At 38.1% G+C, this 17,576-nt stretch carries 15 protein-coding genes; 12 read left to right on the forward strand and 3 right to left on the reverse strand.

Translation table 11 applies throughout. From position 1 onward, the window contains the following. The 12 genes from ACFVS1_RS00635 to ACFVS1_RS00690 all read left to right on the forward strand — a co-directional run. The coding region (locus ACFVS1_RS00635; RefSeq protein WP_387544668.1) for an Ig-like domain-containing protein at window positions 1-1,020 on the forward strand (1,020 nt) is incomplete at its 5' end. 189 nt (window positions 1,021-1,209) lie between these two features. Next, window positions 1,210-1,731, forward strand: a complete 522-nt coding sequence (locus tag ACFVS1_RS00640) for a DUF4352 domain-containing protein (protein ID WP_387544669.1) — start codon at window positions 1,210-1,212, stop codon at window positions 1,729-1,731. Window positions 1,732-2,299: 568 nt separating this feature from the next. Then, window positions 2,300-3,655, forward strand: coding sequence for a nucleotide sugar dehydrogenase (locus ACFVS1_RS00645; RefSeq protein ID WP_352925769.1), 1,356 nt, complete (start codon window positions 2,300-2,302; stop codon window positions 3,653-3,655). A 57-nt stretch (window positions 3,656-3,712) separates the two neighbouring features. Beyond that, the gene (locus ACFVS1_RS00650; protein WP_387544670.1) at window positions 3,713-4,408 is read left to right on the forward strand and encodes a YveK family protein; all 696 of its coding nucleotides are present in this window, start codon (window positions 3,713-3,715) and stop codon (window positions 4,406-4,408) included. A gap of 23 nt (window positions 4,409-4,431) precedes the next feature. After that, complete coding sequence (locus ACFVS1_RS00655) at window positions 4,432-5,139, forward strand: CpsD/CapB family tyrosine-protein kinase (RefSeq protein ID WP_352925773.1); 708 nt, start codon at window positions 4,432-4,434, stop codon at window positions 5,137-5,139. Between the two features lie 65 nt (window positions 5,140-5,204). After that, complete coding sequence (locus ACFVS1_RS00660) at window positions 5,205-5,936, forward strand: tyrosine-protein phosphatase (RefSeq protein ID WP_387544671.1); 732 nt, start codon at window positions 5,205-5,207, stop codon at window positions 5,934-5,936. Window positions 5,937-5,962: 26 nt separating this feature from the next. Continuing rightward, window positions 5,963-7,774 carry a polysaccharide biosynthesis protein gene (locus ACFVS1_RS00665; RefSeq protein WP_387544673.1) on the forward strand — a complete coding sequence of 604 codons (1,812 nt, stop codon included), beginning with the start codon at window positions 5,963-5,965 and terminating at the stop codon, window positions 7,772-7,774. A gap of 260 nt (window positions 7,775-8,034) precedes the next feature. Beyond that, entirely contained in the window at window positions 8,035-8,619 is a 585-nt protein-coding gene (locus ACFVS1_RS00670) for a sugar transferase (RefSeq protein ID WP_352925779.1), read from the forward strand. Between the two features lie 96 nt (window positions 8,620-8,715). Beyond that, window positions 8,716-9,339, forward strand: a complete 624-nt coding sequence (locus tag ACFVS1_RS00675; RefSeq protein WP_352925781.1) for an acetyltransferase — start codon at window positions 8,716-8,718, stop codon at window positions 9,337-9,339. A 12-nt stretch (window positions 9,340-9,351) separates the two neighbouring features. Further along, window positions 9,352-10,512, forward strand: a complete 1,161-nt coding sequence (locus tag ACFVS1_RS00680; protein WP_387544675.1) for a DegT/DnrJ/EryC1/StrS family aminotransferase — start codon at window positions 9,352-9,354, stop codon at window positions 10,510-10,512. A 126-nt stretch (window positions 10,513-10,638) separates the two neighbouring features. Beyond that, the gene (locus tag ACFVS1_RS00685; RefSeq protein WP_387544676.1) at window positions 10,639-10,812 is read left to right on the forward strand and encodes a hypothetical protein; all 174 of its coding nucleotides are present in this window, start codon (window positions 10,639-10,641) and stop codon (window positions 10,810-10,812) included. 1,019 nt (window positions 10,813-11,831) lie between these two features. Beyond that, window positions 11,832-13,325: a BglG family transcription antiterminator gene (locus ACFVS1_RS00690; RefSeq protein ID WP_387544677.1), complete on the forward strand. Its 1,494-nt coding sequence runs from the start codon at window positions 11,832-11,834 to the stop codon at window positions 13,323-13,325. A gap of 366 nt (window positions 13,326-13,691) precedes the next feature. On the opposite strand, the gene ACFVS1_RS00695 is transcribed toward ACFVS1_RS00690, so the two are convergent. The 3 genes from ACFVS1_RS00695 to ACFVS1_RS00705 form a co-directional block, all read right to left on the reverse strand. Beyond that, window positions 13,692-14,876 carry a CynX/NimT family MFS transporter gene (locus tag ACFVS1_RS00695; protein ID WP_352926018.1) on the reverse strand — a complete coding sequence of 395 codons (1,185 nt, stop codon included), beginning with the start codon at window positions 14,874-14,876 and terminating at the stop codon, window positions 13,692-13,694. Between the two features lie 56 nt (window positions 14,877-14,932). Next, window positions 14,933-15,610, reverse strand: a complete 678-nt coding sequence (locus ACFVS1_RS00700; RefSeq protein WP_352925787.1) for a FadR/GntR family transcriptional regulator — start codon at window positions 15,608-15,610, stop codon at window positions 14,933-14,935. A gap of 457 nt (window positions 15,611-16,067) precedes the next feature. Further along, window positions 16,068-17,399 (reverse strand): amino acid permease, encoded by a 1,332-nt coding sequence (locus ACFVS1_RS00705; RefSeq protein ID WP_387549142.1) that lies wholly within the window; start codon window positions 17,397-17,399, stop codon window positions 16,068-16,070. Between the last annotated feature and the right edge of the window lie 177 nt (window positions 17,400-17,576).

Here is a 17,576-nt window from a genome sequence, read left to right on the forward strand (position 1 = left end):
GAAAAAGACCTAACCGATGCGAAGAACAAAGTGGAAGATCTGTTCACGGACGATAAGTTCGATACATTGGAAGGAACGACGGATCAAGGGGCGATTGATGAAGCCCAAGAAGCGGTCAATAAACTTCCAGAAGGTGCAGAAAAAGACCGCCTGCAGGAGTTACTGAACAAAGCGGAAGATTTATTGGATAAGGATATAATGGCTCCTAATCCACCGAGGCTGAATGAAGTTACAACAAACAGTAAGGAAGTGACAGGAAGCGGTGAGCCTGAAGCAAATGTCACGGTCACCGTTAATTCCAATAAATATACTGGGGTAGTTGGTCCAGACGGAAAATTCAAGATTGCGATTCCCAATCAACCTGTCAATACGATAATATCGGTCACTCTGACAGACGCGGCAGGGAATGTCAGCAACAGCTCATCTGTTAGAGTAGTGCAGTTTATGCCGAGCGAACCAGTCAAAATCAATCCTGTGTATCAAAATGCAGAGGTTATAACTGGAACTGCACCTGAAGGGGCAACGATCGTACGTTTACTGGTAAATGGTGCTGCACTTCTTACGGCACCTGTCAATGAAGATGGAACATTCAGTATATATAGCAGGTATATTGGGGTGGACGAGAACGGAAATAATATAACCTTACAAGCTGGCGATATCGTAACGGTTGATTACGGTCTACGGACTCCGTCGAACTTACAAGCTCATATTACGGTAGTCAAGGAAGCGGTGAAACTGCAGGTGAATCCTGTGGCTCCTAATGCCGATTATGTTACGGGCAAGGCACCGGAGGGAACCAAGAGTCTCCGTTTTATAGTGAATGGAATAGCTCAGAGAACAGTGTCCCTTACTCAGACTGGGGCAGGATTCATTAATCCAGATGGAAGTTACCAAATTTACAGCCGGTTTATTGTGGATGAAAATGGGGTTACTCGAAGATTGCAAGCAGGAGATGTCATTGAAGTTGACAATGGACCTCTTGTAGTTGGACGGGAAGTCGCAAAAACTATAGTCGAATAATCAAAGTGATAATCATGTATGAAGGCCTCTCCTATAGGAAGTGGGCCCTTCTTACATGTTGGATAGCAGGTGTTTTAAAGTGGTCGAATATGTTTTCGTTTCAAGGAAAATGACATCCAATTTATAAATGAGATAAAAGGTACTGAAGAATCTCTCTTTAAGGATTTATATTTTAAAAGGAGTGGAAACATGCTATTGAAGAGAAGGTTCAGAATGATTGGAATCTGTTTATTTACATTAAGTATATTTTTGACAGGCTGCCTGTCAGGAGAAAAGGATACTAAGGATGGATCTGCAGCAGTGCCAAAACAAACAGATTCCGCCACTAAAGGTGATGCAGGACAGGAGAAAGACATATCTGGCGTAAGTATAGGGATTAAGGAAGCATTGCAGCTTGAGCATCCAGATCAAAAAGGGAAAAAAGTTTTACAGTTACAGCTGAAGGCAACGAATAAAACGGCAGAAGAAAAATTTGTAGACGTTTTTGAAATGTCGGTATGGAATCAAGAGGATAAAAAACTACGTATCTATCCAGGAGATAATCTGGGCGCGAAACTGGCTCCTGGAAAAAGTGTAAAAGGAAATGGGTACTATGTGATTGAAGGAAAGGGACCTTACAAGGTGCGTTATGAAAATACTGAAACGAAAGATAAGCAGGAATGGACTCTTAACAAAGTGAAGGACATGACAGAGGACGCATCTGAAAAGTAGTATGTAATTTACGTTTTGACTGAACATTGGAGTTCCCCCGATGAATGGCCCTTGGTTAAAGGTCATACAATCGGGGGATTTGTATTTCCTGAACGATAAGAAGAATGGAGATGGATAGAAAAAGACTATGTTCGTTTTTATCAGCTGTTTGCCAATTTTCATAGGTGTTTTTGCTAAAAACAGATTTAGTTTAACCCTAACCATGTACTTGTACGGGGCTTTATGGGTATGGCTTGTACCTCAAGTCAAAAGAATAGGTGATTCGGTTAAATAGGGTAGATGATTCAAAATCAGAACGCTTCATTCGAAATCTGGAACCAGCAACAAAAATAAATATGATAATTTATTAATGCTGACGATAAAAATTAATGGGAAACTTACAAGGCGAATTTTCAAGGCGGAACTCTAGGTATGTACTTCAATCATAAAAATTGATATATCTGGTCAACTTTGCAGATTAAGAAAGATAGCGTTAGGAATTTGCTAGTTTTTTGCAGTGAATTTTCATTGTGGCCTAATAATTTATCTGTCCGTTATGTTCTGATAAGGGAAATGGAGGAGTTGAATCATGATAACAGCGACAACGCAAGAAAGACAACAACAAAAAAATACTGCACACTACTCGCAAAAATCTGCTCTGCAAAGTGAATTAAAGAATAAGACAGCTAAAGTCGGAGTGATTGGATTGGGGTATGTTGGTCTCCCTACTGCTTGCCATTATGCATCTAAAGGTTATACGGTGACAGGATTCGATGTCTCTACGGCAAAAGTGGAAAGTTTAAATAGCGGAATCAATTATATCAATGATGTAGATGATGACGTGCTTAGAGAATTGATAAACCAAAAGCGCTTTACAGCGACGGCGGATATGAAGCAGCTTGGAGACATGAATGTCCTATTGATTTGTGTCCCGACCCCAGTTAATAAGTTAAAGGAACCCGATATCTCATATGTGAGGGATGTAGGGGAAATTGTCGCTGAACATGTGAACGAAGGAACAATGGTCATTTTGGAAAGTACAACATATCCAGGAACGACAGAAGAGTATATCTGTACACCATTGACAGATAGGGGATATGTGATTGGTGAGAACCTTTTTGTAGCTTATTCCCCGGAAAGAATAGATCCAGGAAATAAAAGTTTCAATTTAAGCAACACGCCAAAAGTTATCGGGGGGATGACGGAAACCTGTACAGACCTAGCGTGCATGTTCATCGGTCCGACAGCACAACGTGTTAAGGGGATCCGTGTTGCAGAATTAAGCAAAATCTTTGAGAACACTTTCCGATGGATTAACATGGCTTTGGTCAATGAACTGACGGAACTATGCAATGAATTGGAAATTGATATATGGGAAACGATCAATGCAGCATCCTCAAAACCATACGGGTTCATGAAATTCACCCCAGGCATTGGTGTCGGGGGACATTGCATACCGGTCGATCCATACTACTTGCTCTATAAAGCAAAACAACATGGTCATCGGACAAAAATGATTGAGCTGGCAGGGGATATCAATGACGGAATGGTTCACTATTCATATAATCGCATACTTGAATTGCTTGCAGACAATGACAAGCTCATGAAACACTCACATATTGTGGTTTTAGGTGCAACTTACAAAAGTGATATTGGTGATTTAAGGGAAAGTCCGGTCGTCCGCTTACTTGAACGAATACAAAACAAGGTCCAGAATCTAACCGTCATCGAACCCTATGCAAAAGAAATCCGAATCAATGAACAAGTTCTACAGGTGGAAAAATACGATGCTGTCATTCTTCAAAAAGCAGATTTAGTTGTCATAGGAACACCACACAATTGTTTTGACTGGAAAAGTGTCCATGATCATGCTTCATTAATATTCGATTCAAAAAATGTGATGGAGGAAAATGGATTTCTGTCTGATAAGGTCATAAAATTATAGGCCGAGAACAAAAAAAGTGACAAACGAAAAGGTTAAAGATGGAATGGAGTTGATTGAATGCCGGGGGCACTCAATATAAAGGATCTTTTTCAAATGATCAAGAAACACATCGTGCTCATTATTATCATTACAACCTTATTCACGGCAATGACGGGAATCGTTAGCTTTTTCATACTCTCACCTGTTTACCAAGCTTCTACACAAATCTTGGTCAATCAATCTAAACAAAAGTCAGAGCTATACAATGTAGGTGAAATTCAAACCAATATTCAATTGATTGAAACGTACAGCGAAATCATAAAAAGTCCAATGATGTTAGAAAAAGTAAAAAAACGACTGAATCTTGATATATCAAATACAGCATTATCGAATCAAATCAAAATTGTCAGTAATGGTAATTCACAAATATTTACCATTAAAGTTGAGGGTGCTAACCCTGAAATTGCCGTTAGTGTCGCCAGTGCGATTACGGATATATTCCAAGATGAAATAAAAACGCTTATGAATGTGGACAATGTGAATGTCTTATCCAAAGCAACTATAGGAGATAATTCCTCACCTATAAAACCGAACCCGATCATGAATACAATCGTTGCATGTGTTGCGGGGGCAATCATAAGTTTAATTCTTACATTCATGATCGAATTTTTCGACAAAACAATCAAGGTTGAGTCTGATATCGAAGAACATTTAAAGATTCCGATGTTAGGTATCGTGAATTTAATGGAAAATAAAAAAAAACGGAAGTTATAAATCTGTAATTACAACCTCAAGAGGTGAAAAGCTTGACACGCAATAAACGGCATAAAATGACGGAGATTAAAAAAAGAAGCAGTATTTCCATGTTGAAATCGAAGTCACCGGTTGTGGAGCAATATAGGACAATTCGAACGAACCTCCAATTTTCCGCTGTGGAAAAAGACATAAGGTCCATGATTTTCACCTCTGCAAATGCAGGTGAAGGAAAATCGACGACTTCAATCAATGTCGCAGCAGTTTTTTCTCAGCAAGGGAAACGCATTCTCATCATAGATGCAGATTTGAGAAAGCCGAGTGTTCATACTAATTTTAATATGGAGAACTACTTGGGGTTAACGAATATCATATCAAAGCAAAATCAATTACTTGATGCTGTACAACCCACCATCTACCCTAATTTAGATGTGCTGACAAGTGGCCCAATCCCCCCAAACCCATCGGAGTTACTTGGGTCTAACGGAATGGTGACAGTGTTGGATGAAGCAAAGCTTAATTATGATTTAGTCATATTGGACACACCGCCTGTCAATGCAGTCACAGATGCTCAAGTACTAGCAAGCATGACGGACGGCGTTGTTTTGGTGGTGAGCAGCGGAAGCACTGAAATACAGCAAGCACAAAAAGCGAAGGAATTGCTCGAGAATGCAAATGCAAAGCTTTTGGGAGCAATCCTAAATAAGAAAAAACAAAAATATCCTGACGAATACTACTACTATGGTAAATAAAATAAGTAGTTTAAAAGAAAGTTGTATAAGTTTAGCATTCGCGGTTAGGCAAAAGAGGGATAACGATGATTGATATCCATTGTCATATTTTACCGAAGGTCGATGATGGTGCCCGAGATATCCATGAAAGTATAGAAATGGCTAGAAAAGCTGTAGAACAAGGAATTTCCAATATCATAGCAACCCCTCATTATAATAAGGGAATATATGATAATGATAAGGGATTAGTCATGAATGAAACGGCAAAATTAAACCTATTCCTAGATGACCTGGAAATCCCGCTAAAAGTATGGCCTGGGCAGGAAATAAGGATATCCGATGAACTCTCAGATGATTATGATAATAATGAAATCATGGGCTTGAATGGTTCGCAGTACATCCTTCTCGAATTGCCTTCAAACCATGTGCCAAGGTATACGGAACGATTAATTTATGATCTGCAAATGAAAAGGATGACACCAATCATCGCACATCCAGAGCGGAATATGGAAATAATGAAAAATCCGCAAATTTTAAAAGAATTAATCTGGAAGGGTGCATATTCACAAATAACAGCAGGGAGCATCACAGGTAAATTCGGATGGAGAACAAAAAGGTTTTCCAAATATTTGGTTCAGTCAGGTCTTACTCATTTTATTGCATCAGATGCTCATAATGTTGGAAACAGAGGTTTTCAACTCAGGGAAGCACATAAGTTGATTGAGAAGAATTTTGGACAAGGAATAGTCGACGCCTTTAATGAAAATGCCGAGAATGTTTTGTACGGGATGAAAGTTAAAGAATGCTTGTTTGACTAAAAATATTAATATGGGGAGAAGTAGATTTGACATATTATAACCGCCTTTTCACATTAGTCTTACTTGACGCTGTGATTGTTGTGACGGCTGTATTTTTAAGTTATTGGTTATTACATCCGTATAATGAAATATCGTCATTTACAATGACAATTACGCTTATTTTGCTCTTATGTCATTATTTCTTTACTGCTTATTTAAAACTCTATAAAAAGGCGTGGGAATACGCCAGTATCAAGGAAATGTTCAATATATTCAAAGTAACGGCCTTTTCCATTACGATTACTGCCGCCTTTCAGCTATACTTTACCCATTTTCTATATAGTAGAGAACTTTTCATTACTTGTATTCTATATATGGCCATGATTGGGTGTTCACGTTTGGCATGGAGGATCTATTTTGAACGATACATGAAGCAATCACCCGATAAAAAAAGAACATTGATCGTTGGAGCCGGATCTGCCGGGACGATGATAACGAGTCGGTTGTTAAAATCCAGTAATATAGACTTAGTCCCGGTTGCATTCGTTGATGATGATAAAGCGAAGCTTGGTTTAGAAATCTTCAATATACCAGTTGTAGCAGCAACAAAAGATATTTCTCAAGTGGTCGAGCAATACAAGATCGAACATATCGTGATTGCGATCCCTTCTTTGAAAAGAGAGGAAATAAATGCGATTCTTTCGGAATGCACCAAAGCTTGCAAAAAGACTCAAATTGTCCCTAGCCTGGAAGCGATTGTTCAAGGTAAGGTTCCGATTAATGAATTGCAGGATATCCGGATGGAAGACTTATTGGGCCGCTTACCCGTTCAACTTGATGATAAAGGGATTTCAGAAAAGATTGTTGATAGCACAATTTTAGTAACCGGTGCCGGCGGTTCAATTGGATCGGAAATCTGTCGTCAGATCATGAAGTATAATCCAGCTAAAATTGTATTGCTCGGGCATGGTGAAAACAGCATATATGCGATCGAGTTGGAGTTGCGGGAGGCTTATGCAGATACAATTGAAATCGTTACCGAAATCGCGGACATTCAGGACCGGAGGAGGATGTTTCAGGTAATCGACCATCATCGGCCTAATATCGTCTATCATGCAGCCGCTCATAAGCATGTACCGCTTATGGAGTCCAACCCTAAAGAAGCGGTGAAAAATAACATGATAGGCACGATGAACGTTGCGGAGGCATCGGAGGCCGGCATGGTCGATATTTTTGTCATGGTTTCTTCAGATAAAGCCGTCAATCCGACAAGTATAATGGGTGCTTCTAAATGTTTGGCAGAGATGATGATCCAGTATAAGAGTTTGTCGAGTCATACTAAATTTGTAACGGTTCGATTTGGAAATGTCCTTGGCAGCAATGGCAGCGTCATCCCACTCTTTAAAAAACAAATAAAAAAAGGAGGACCTTTGACAGTCACTCATCCGGATATGATTCGCTATTTCATGACGATTCCGGAAGCTTCGAGATTAGTCATTCAGGCAGGAGTTCTGGCCAAAGGAGGAGAGGTATTCGTACTTGATATGGGCGAACCTGTCAAAATTGTCGATTTCGCTAAAAAGCTTATCCAACTGTCAGGTTACAACGTTGAAGAAATTGGGATAACTTATACTGGAATTCGGCCAGGAGAAAAATTATACGAAGAATTGCTTGGGGAAGATGAAGTTTACTTAAATCAGATTTATCCGAAAATTCATATTGGAAAACCAAGAGGGGTAAATTGGAAAGCGATAAAAGAGATTATCACAACATATGATGTCATGAGCGAAGAAACGTTAAAAGATAGAATGTTGAATTTAGCAAATTATAGGAAAAACAGTAAAGTTCCCATACCGTGACAATGGCCCATATCCAGGTGATGTTTGCCATTACCAGAAAAGGTGACGCAAGTGTTTACACATTCAAGCAAATTTGATAATTTCCGTTTTTCAATGAATGAAATTGGACAATATATTCACCTTATTAAAAGTGTTAAAGAGAAGTAAGAATAATAGATGCGATGAAATTTGGAATTAATGACTAGAATTCTGTATAGCTTATCTGAAGTATTCCTTCGTTTACTTGATAGCGGTACACAATCGTAATTTGGGAGGGAAAAATGAAACGGGTTTTTGAATTATTGATATCTTGTCTGGCGCTTATATCCTGTTCACTTCTTATGCTGTTAATCGTCATCCTCATCCGTTTGAAATTAGGTTCACCTGTCATTTTTAAGCAGAAGCGGCCAGGCCTTAATGGCAAACCATTTTATTTATATAAGTTCAGAACGATGACAGATGAAAAAGATGAAAAAGGGGATTTGGTTCCTGATGAGAAGAGATTAACCGATTTCGGGAAATTACTTAGAAAATTAAGTTTAGATGAATTACCTCAATTATTCAATATCATGAAAGGGGATGTGAGTTTTGTAGGCCCACGGCCATTATTAATGGAATATCTCCCGTTATATACTTCCGAACAAGCAAGGAGGCATGATGTCCGGCCTGGAATGACGGGGTGGGCCCAAGTGAATGGACGAAATGCAATCTCATGGGAGAAAAAGTTTGAGCTTGATGTCTGGTACGTTGAAAATCACTCCTTTTTACTGGATATGAAGATCATATACCTTACCTTGATTAAGGTATGTAAACAAGAAGCCATTACCCAGGAAGGCCATGTCACAACCCGAAAATTTGTTGGATAATAGGATGAATGAAATGGATTTAAGGTTTACCAATACTCAACTGTACAACGAGGAAACAAGAAACTCCAAATTTGATGATGTGAGAAGTGGTTTGAATTGAAGAAAATCATAATAATCGGTGCGGGCGGGCACTCAAAAGTTGTTCAAGATATTGTTGAAGCAATGGGTGAATATCGGCTCATGGCCATTTTAGATGATCGATACGAAGTGCTGAAAAGAAAGGGAAATGTATATTTTGGACCCATCTTAAGCTATAAAAGCTTGTTTATTCATTTTGAATTTAAGGTAATTATTGCGATAGGCAGGAACGATTTAAGATTAAAAATCGTAAACGAACTGAATTTAGATGTAATGGATTATGAGACAGTCATTCATCCAACTGCTATAGTGGGTAAAAATGTCTCCATAGGTAAAGGAACGGTCATTATGCCTAATGCCGTCTTAAACGCTGGCGCTAAAGTGGGGAGTCACGTCATTGTTAATACGTCTTCAGTCATTGAGCATGATACCCATCTTGATGACTTTATCCATATAGCACCAAGTGCTACCCTGACAGGAGCTGTCAAGGTAGGAACTGGTACCTTGATAGGAGCTGGTTCTACGGTCATACCAGGGATAACTATCGGGGAATGGTGTACGGTTGGTGCCGGTGCAACAGTTATTAAAGACATTTCTGATGCATCTACGGCTGTGGGGTCCCCAGCCAGGATAATAGAATAAGGAGTGTGTGGGATGGAGAATAAAAGATTGTATCTTTCGCCTCCTCATATGAGTGGGAATGAACAAATGTACATTAGCCAAGCGTTCGAGACAAATTGGATAGCGCCGCTAGGACCGAACGTAAAAGCTTTGGAAGAAGAATTTGCCAAATATGCAGGCATTAAGGGGGCGTTGGCAGTAAGTTCAGGAACTGCGGCCATTCATTTGGCATTGCAAGTATTGGGAGTCACCACTGGTGATACTGTATTCTGTTCTTCATTAACTTTTATAGCCAGTGCCAATCCTATCATCTATCAAGGTGCGAAGCCTGTTTTTATTGATTCCGAATCTGATACATGGAATATGTCACCTAAGGCATTGGAACTGGCTTTGGAATATGCGAGGAAAAATCGGGAAATTCCAAAAGCTGTAATTTTGGTCCATCTATTTGGACAAAGTGCAAAGGTAGATGAGATCAAGAGCATTTGCGGGAAATATAAGGTTGCTTTAATAGAGGATGCGGCCGAATCCCTTGGTGGCACATACAAGGGGAAGCAAACAGGAGCGTTTGGTGATATAGGGATTTATTCGTTTAATGGAAATAAAATCATAACAGCTTCTGGAGGGGGCATGCTGGTTTCAAATAACGAGGAATACATACATAAGGCTCTCTTCCTATCTACACAAGCACGTGATCAAGCGCTTCATTATCAGCATAGCTCGATTGGATATAACTATCGCCTAAGCAATATTCTAGCTGGAATCGGCCGTGCTCAATTAGAAGTATTGGATGACCGTGTAAAAGTTCGGAGAGAAATTTTTGATCGGTATAAAAAATCGTTAAGGAACATACCCGGCATTACCTTCATGCCTGAATTAAAAGATACGATGGGGAATCGCTGGCTTACCGCATTAACAATAGACGACAAAATCAATGGAGTACGATCCATTGACGTGATTAATGCGTTAGAAGCAGAAAATATTGAGTCCAGACCAGTATGGAAACCATTACATTTACAGCCTGTCTTTAAAAATGCAGCATTTTTTACAGAAAGCGGCGATAAAAGCATTTCAAGTATGTTATTTGAACAAGGTTTATGTTTGCCGTCCGGTTCGGGTATGACATTTGAAGATCAAGAGCGGGTCGTGGAAATTGTAAAGGAAGTACTTGAACCGTCCAAATTAGCCCAATGATTCTTTCGTCGTGTGATACGAGTTAATTCATTAAAGAGAACTGCTGCATGCAGACAAATTTAGCAGATATACCAAAGCCCGTTTAATCATTACCTTCCTTACAATGAAAAGGAGGCAAACCAAAATATGAGAATAACATTTAAACAGATTTATCAAGATATCGACAATTTAGTAAGTTTATCCAATAACCGAAATGGTTTGAATTTCAGAGAGATTGAGCTTACAAGAAAAAGACTGGTTGAAAATATAAAAGCGATAGAACTGCATACCATCATTTTAAAAAAGAAAGATCCTGGATGAATATCCCCATATCATCCTATCTTTTGAAAATGAATTCATTTTTGGGAGCCTTTTTAAATCTACAATAGAAATGAGCGTGCTTATGAAGATTGGTGATAAAGTTATTTATAAATCAAGGGAATATAAAATTATTTACATCTATAGAAATGATTTAAAAGCAGAGCTTCTTTCCTTTGATGCTAAGCATGAAAAGTTCGAATTAGCGCATATATCCCATTTGATAAAGACTAACCCGGCTTATGTAGAGAATCTACAAAAGGGGTCCCCTTATGAAAATTGTTGAGTAGCGGTTGTTGAATAGAATGGCAGATGACACACCAGGCTGTCAAGCGATTCTACACAGTCATTTTCTTGACTTATCACATCAACATATAAAGACGATGTATCTTCAATATTCTATTGAACCTTGTTGGGGAATGTATTAAACCTATGAATAACTTGTTCTTCTTCTCAATATGGATGCCTTCTATCAATTTAACTTTTCATTTTCATTAACCTCTTTACCGATTTTTTTACATGGAGCATTGCTTTTGAGGCGTTGCTATTTAAATAGTAAGCACTGCATTCTTTTAAGGTGTATTCTCTTAAATCCTCTATAAAAGAATGAGGTGTTTTTTTGTCCAGAACAAATGAATGCTGTAAAGAAAACATCATTGCTTAACGATTGATAATGCAAAAGAAATTGTCTCTAAAATGAAATGCTTCATTGTTAATTTGGGTTATATTACTAACCGCATTTATATTTTATACCTTACAACTATACATAGCTTGTTGATAGTAATCGACGGGTCATGCTTGTTACATCAAAGATAAGTTTCAATAATTGATTTCCCCATACCACATATGAAACGACGCAGGAATAAAATTATGGTAAATTTGGGTAGTAAGTAGTGTTTATTTTCTGTTGCTTTTAAAAAAACGTGGGGTAATTAAAATTTTAGGTATTAATGCTCAACTTTTATATATTCTTATTTTTAATAAGAAAAGATATGAAAATCAATAAAGTTAAAGGTGATTGTATGAATCGATTTACTGACCGCTATTCAAAACTGCTGTATCATTTATTTTATGAGGATAACTGGTGTAGTTTATCAGAGCTATCAAAAAAAACAGGTTATTCGAAAAGTACATTATGGCGTGATATATTGCATATGGGTTCAAATCTTCCACCTGAATGGAAAATTGATAAGAATGAAGTGCAGGGCGTAAGGTTAATGAAACCTAAAAACGGCACCTTAGAAGAACTTTGGTTTCATCTTAAAAGTGAAAACACCTATTTTCAAACCTTGGAATTAATTCTTTTTAACAATGGAGTAACGATAAAATACATTACTCAAAAAGTACATATTAGTCGCTCCACAGTATACAGACAGTTAGAAAAAATAGAAGAAGTATTAAAAAATGCCGAAGTTCAATTATCAAATAGTCCGTTTAAAATTGTTGGGGATGAAATAAAGATCAGAAGATTCATCATGCAGTATGTAGAGTATATGTCCGGCAATTTAAATGATTTTATTACTTCCTTTAATCTTAAGGAGTTTCAAGACACTTTATTGGAGCTATTAAAGGAACATACAACTTCTTTACACATGGGTGCCATACAAAGACTAGCGATAATCCTTCATATCTCCAACATTCGCATAACCCATAATTGTTTTGTGACATTTCCAAAAGTGGTTATAGATGAAAATGAAACATCCACAGCATTTGAAATATCAAAGAAACTATTTAAATTCATGGTGAAATGTCCAAATAGGGAGAAACAGATTTCTGAAATTTTATTTTTTTCTTTATATTTTATGAGCGAAGAAATGTCTTTAAATCGTACCCAGGAACTTCGGTACATTCGTTCCAAACTTCATTCGGATAGCGGTAAGCCTTTAGGTCAATTTGTAAGTAATCTATCAAAGAAAATTGGGCTGGATGTTTCTCAGGATGATATTTTCATGTACGAATTTGCACAAACTCTTCGTGGGATATCGTTTGACTTACAGTTAAAAACGGATACGAGAATAAATAATATTTTACAATTCGTTCCTTATTTTGAGAATAATGAGTTATTTGTGATCATTGAAGAAATAGCACAATACATATCGGATGAATTTGCTATTTCTTTTGAAAATATAGAAATATTAGAGATATTCATGTTGGTCCAAGCTTCGATTTTAAGAAAACAAAACCAAATGGTTATAGAGACTGCATTAATTTGCCGATCATATATAGAGAAAGATTATATTCGTGAAGTATTAAAATATCATTTCGGAAACAAACTCAATATTTATGTAATGGATTTTTCCGATATAGACTCACTTTTCAGAAAAAATGGGTTTGATATCTTAACCACAGATTTAGGGCAGTTAATTAATATTGAACACATTCCTGTATATAAAGTTTCTTCATTTCCAACTCCCTCTGAATTAAAAGAAATTAAGATGTTCACTCGAAAGAATTTCATTGATCGGTATGGTTTAAATCCTAATATTTTATATCCATTTGAAGAAGACATGGATTGAGATCAGAATTAAGGCATTTTTCACTTTGTACTTTACCCCACTGATAATGAACAGTAATATGCAGCAAATAAATTTACCTCGTCTAAGCCTAGGTCATTTCTTTTTTCTTCAAAAGGAGAAGGTGAAACTTACTTATCTGACAGAGTTTAAGGCTGATAATTTACTAAAGATAAGGGAGCCACGAAATGACCGAAGCGAGAACGCCATACATTCCTTCCCAATTTAAACCACAGACCATTCTCTTTATTCGAAATGAAAGTCACGAAATAGGAACCTGTCGTACTGCTATCAGTGGCTGGTATGTAATTGGCCCCGGTACAATACCGGGGCCATGGAAGTTTAGAAACTTTTTTACCTTTACTGGCTTTAATGAGTAGTTACATATTCATTATTTCCTGCGCGCATTCCAACAATGAAAATAAGTGCCGATATTGCGGCCAACATCAATAAGGGAACTGTCCAGCTGTGTGTAATGTCATGAAGCAAGCCGAATAATACTGGTCCAATGGCAGCTAAGAGGTACCCGAATGATTGAGCCATTCCTGATAATTCCGTCGCCTCATGGGTGCTTTGTGTTCGAAGACTAAAGAACATCATCGATAAACTGAATATGGTTCCAACTCCAATCCCAATCAATATCATGCATACTGGTATGAAGGGAGTGCTTCCATATAATATGCCGAATATCCCTGCAATAAGGAAGACGACAGGCGGGACCACTAACTGACGCTGACTTTGTAAGCGGCCCGCTAAAATTGGCACAAGGAATGTTAGTGGGATGACTGCAAGCTGCATGAGGGATAGCATCCAACCAGCTTCATCAGCGTCCAGGCCTTTTTGCTCCAGGATTTCCGGCATCCAGGTAATTACTGTATAGAAAATAAACGATTGCAAACCCATGAAGAATGTTATCTGCCAGGCTAAACCAGAACGCCATAAGTTAATCTTTTTATCCTTTTGTGCCGTTTGTATATCCTTCCCTGACTTGGATGGCTGTCTTAATTGCGGCATCCATAAGAAAACTGTAATAAGCGATAAAATTCCCCAACATCCAAGGGCACCAGCCCATCCCAATCCCGAAGAAGAAGCAAGGGGAGTGCTGATCCCGGAACCTATTGCGCCGAATAAATTCATGGAAACAGCATAAGTTCCTGTCATCAAACCGATGTTCCTGGCAAAGTTATGTTTAATCAGACTTGGTAACAATACATTGCCGATTGCAATGGCTAACCCGATAAAAATAGTCCCAATGAACAATGTCGGCACTCCGCCAACTGAGCGTATTCCTATTCCGATTGTTAGTAATATCAAGGAAAGGAAAAGCGTAAGCTCCATTCCAAAACGCCGTGCTATCCTAGGTGCAAACGGTGATAATAAAGCAAAGGAAAGCAAAGGCAATGTCGTTAATGAACCTGATAGTGTATTAGATATCCCCAAGTTATCACGGATCGAAGTGACAAGGGGGCCAACCGATGTTAGGGGGGCTCTCAGATTTGCCCCAAGAAGCATGATTCCCATGATGAGTAGTCCAACTCTGGGTTTAATATCCATTTTTGTTTGTTCTAGTTGATTTGCCGCTTGATGAATGCCCATAATCTCCTCCTTACTTACTCTATAGATTTTTTGAATTGTGCAATGTATTCATTCACTGTTTCGATTGCCCGGTTCACATCTTGTTCGATGATGGCATCTACAAGTTTGCAATGAATGTCCAAATGAAAGTTCACATCAGAACTCATCTCCACTATCTGATGGATGGATTCATGCAGGGGGTGTTCCATATGTTCGTACAAATCAATCAATAAATCATTATGTGAGGAACCCATAATCGATTTATGCAACTTTATATCGGCTTCTTCGTAAGCTTTGATATCCTTTGCTTCGGCAGCTTTGCTGCATGCTGTTATATGAAACCGCAATTGTTCTATATCTTCTTGATTACGTCTTAATGCCGCTAACTGAGCTCCCTCTCTTTCAAGGGCATGACGGACCTCTAACGTTTCTAATAAACTTGACTGCTGGATCCTTCTTTCAAAAGCAGCCCCCAAGGCACTTGATGACCTTACGAATGTCCCCTTTCCTTGTTTCGTTACTAAAAGTCCTGCATAAACAAGTGATCGTACAGCTTCCCTTAATGTATTTCTGCTTACATCGAACTGTTGGATCAATTCCATTTCAGGGGGGATTTGATTTCCAATCTTCCATTTACCTGATTCGATTAACGATTCGATTTGGGAAACCACTTGTTCTACAAGTGATAAGCGATTTGTTTTAGATATGGTCAAAATATACACCTCGAATTTGTAGGATGATTGGTTCATTGGTTATTTTAACATATGTTTGTTGAAAATGGAGCAAACGATTATTTTAAATCCAAATTTGTTTCACTTTAATTCTTCAGAAAAAAAATTCAGAAATCCGCTCTCTTTCCGCCGACTTGCTGCCAAGGGCTCATCAAAGCAAGCATCTAGCTGGGGCTCGACTAGCCAGTTATTCGGCAGGGATGTCGCAGGATTACATCCCAAAAGGCGTAACCAAGTTTGTTAAAATCATGGTTAGGGGTGAGAACATTTCTATTGATGGAACCGTCAAACTAGAGACAAATTTAAAGAAAAGCGAGTGCCCTGCGTTCCAATCGACGTTCAAACCGTACTAGCACTAAAAAAACTGTAGGCAAACTCGATTTTCATCGAGTTTGCCTACAGTCTGAAGTCCCCATTAAAGGCAGGGGGAATTATATTTCTATTTTTTTTGTTTCACAATAAAGGAAAGAAGGATAAATATCATTAACGTGACAAGACATACTGTAGTTCCAATGATGTTTTGCTTATTAAAGATAAATGCCAAAAAGATAATGCTTAATGCCGTGATGGCTAATATAGTTGTATATGGGTACCATTTTACCTTGAAACCTGGTTTGCCAATGTATTGCTTACGCAGCTTCAATTGCGCGGAACAAATACTGATCCATAATAATAAAACTGTGAATCCAGGAATGGCCATAAGGTAGCTTAAAATCAGTTCTGGATACAAATAGGATAAAAACACACCAGCCAATATGCATAATGTAGTTAAAAATATACCATTAAGCGGGATACCCTTTTTCGTTGTTTTTAAAAATGCCTTAGGCGCTTCCCCATTTTGGGAAAGAGTGAACAGTGTCCTTGAAGTAGCGTATATACCTGAATTTGCAGCTGATAAGACAGCGGTTAACAGAACGAAATTCATGATATCCGCGGCTCCGGGAAGACCCGATAAGCTGAAAACCTGAACGAAAGGACTTACTTCAGTGCTTACTTGGTTCCAAGGTATTACCCCGCAAATAATAAATATCGGCAAGACATAAAAAAGAATCACCCGCCATACTGTTCCTTTAATGATTTTTGGTATGACTCGCTGACTATCTTTTGTTTCCGTAACGGCTACCCCAATTAATTCTGCACCACCATATGAAAACATTACGACTAAAAGTGCACTTAACATTCCGTCAATTCCTTTGGGGAAAAAACCACCATGTTCCGTGTAATTAGAAAATGAAGCAGAACTAGGAAAAAGTCCTAGCATGATCAAAGCCCCTAAAATAATAAAGGCAATCAAGGTTATAATTTTAATTCCTGCGAACCAAAATTCGAGTTCTCCATAGTATTTAACTTGAAACAAATTTATCCCTATAATTACTGAAGCGCAAAGGATACTTAACTGCCATAATGGTACTGCAGGAAACCAATATTGTAGAAAGCTTCCGGCTGCGACTATTTCCACAATGATCACGATAATCCAGTTAAACCAATAGAGCCATCCGACAATGAAGGATAGTTGAAACCCAAAAGCTTTATTAATGAGATGCTGTACGTTCAAATTAGGAAAAGCGGTTGCCATCTCCCCTAATGCGGTCATTACAATAAATAACAATAGCCCCCCTATTAAATAGGCTATTACAACACTTGGACCTGCCATATTTAATGTATCGGAACTCCCCTTAAAAATCCCTGTTCCTATCATTCCTGCTAAAGCAATGAACTGGACATGCCTCGGCAATAGGCCCTTTTTTAAATCTTGATGAGTCTTCTCCATTTTATTCATGCCTTTCCTTTTAATAAAATAGTCTATCAGTAAAACTAGGAATTTCTTCTTTTGTTGAACGCTTTCACGTGTTAAAGTATTATATTAATATATCATGAATCGGAAAAATGTCAATTTAGTCAGGTGAACTGGAATAGATTCCTAATCGGTAAGGAAGGAATTGTTCTT

Source organism: Peribacillus sp. NPDC058075 (assembly GCF_042885195.1).
Classification (GTDB): Bacteria; Bacillota; Bacilli; order Bacillales; family DSM-1321; genus Peribacillus.

What these genes read in the sequence shown, in the direction of transcription:
- ACFVS1_RS00640 (WP_387544669.1), top strand. Translation starts at nt 1,210, where the DNA reads ATGCTATTGAAGAGAAGGTTCAGAATGATTGGAATCTGTTTATTTACA.
- ACFVS1_RS00645 (WP_352925769.1), top strand. Translation starts at nt 2,300, where the DNA reads ATGATAACAGCGACAACGCAAGAAAGACAACAACAAAAAAATACTGCA.
- ACFVS1_RS00650 (WP_387544670.1), top strand. Translation starts at nt 3,713, where the DNA reads ATGCCGGGGGCACTCAATATAAAGGATCTTTTTCAAATGATCAAGAAA.
- ACFVS1_RS00660 (WP_387544671.1), top strand. Translation starts at nt 5,205, where the DNA reads ATGATTGATATCCATTGTCATATTTTACCGAAGGTCGATGATGGTGCC.
- ACFVS1_RS00670 (WP_352925779.1), top strand. Translation starts at nt 8,035, where the DNA reads ATGAAACGGGTTTTTGAATTATTGATATCTTGTCTGGCGCTTATATCC.
- ACFVS1_RS00680 (WP_387544675.1), top strand. Translation starts at nt 9,352, where the DNA reads ATGGAGAATAAAAGATTGTATCTTTCGCCTCCTCATATGAGTGGGAAT.
- ACFVS1_RS00685 (WP_387544676.1), top strand. Translation starts at nt 10,639, where the DNA reads ATGAGAATAACATTTAAACAGATTTATCAAGATATCGACAATTTAGTA.
- ACFVS1_RS00690 (WP_387544677.1), top strand. Translation starts at nt 11,832, where the DNA reads ATGAATCGATTTACTGACCGCTATTCAAAACTGCTGTATCATTTATTT.
- ACFVS1_RS00695 (WP_352926018.1), bottom strand. Translation starts at nt 14,876, where the DNA reads ATGGATATTAAACCCAGAGTTGGACTACTCATCATGGGAATCATGCTT.
- ACFVS1_RS00705 (WP_387549142.1), bottom strand. Translation starts at nt 17,399, where the DNA reads ATGGAGAAGACTCATCAAGATTTAAAAAAGGGCCTATTGCCGAGGCAT.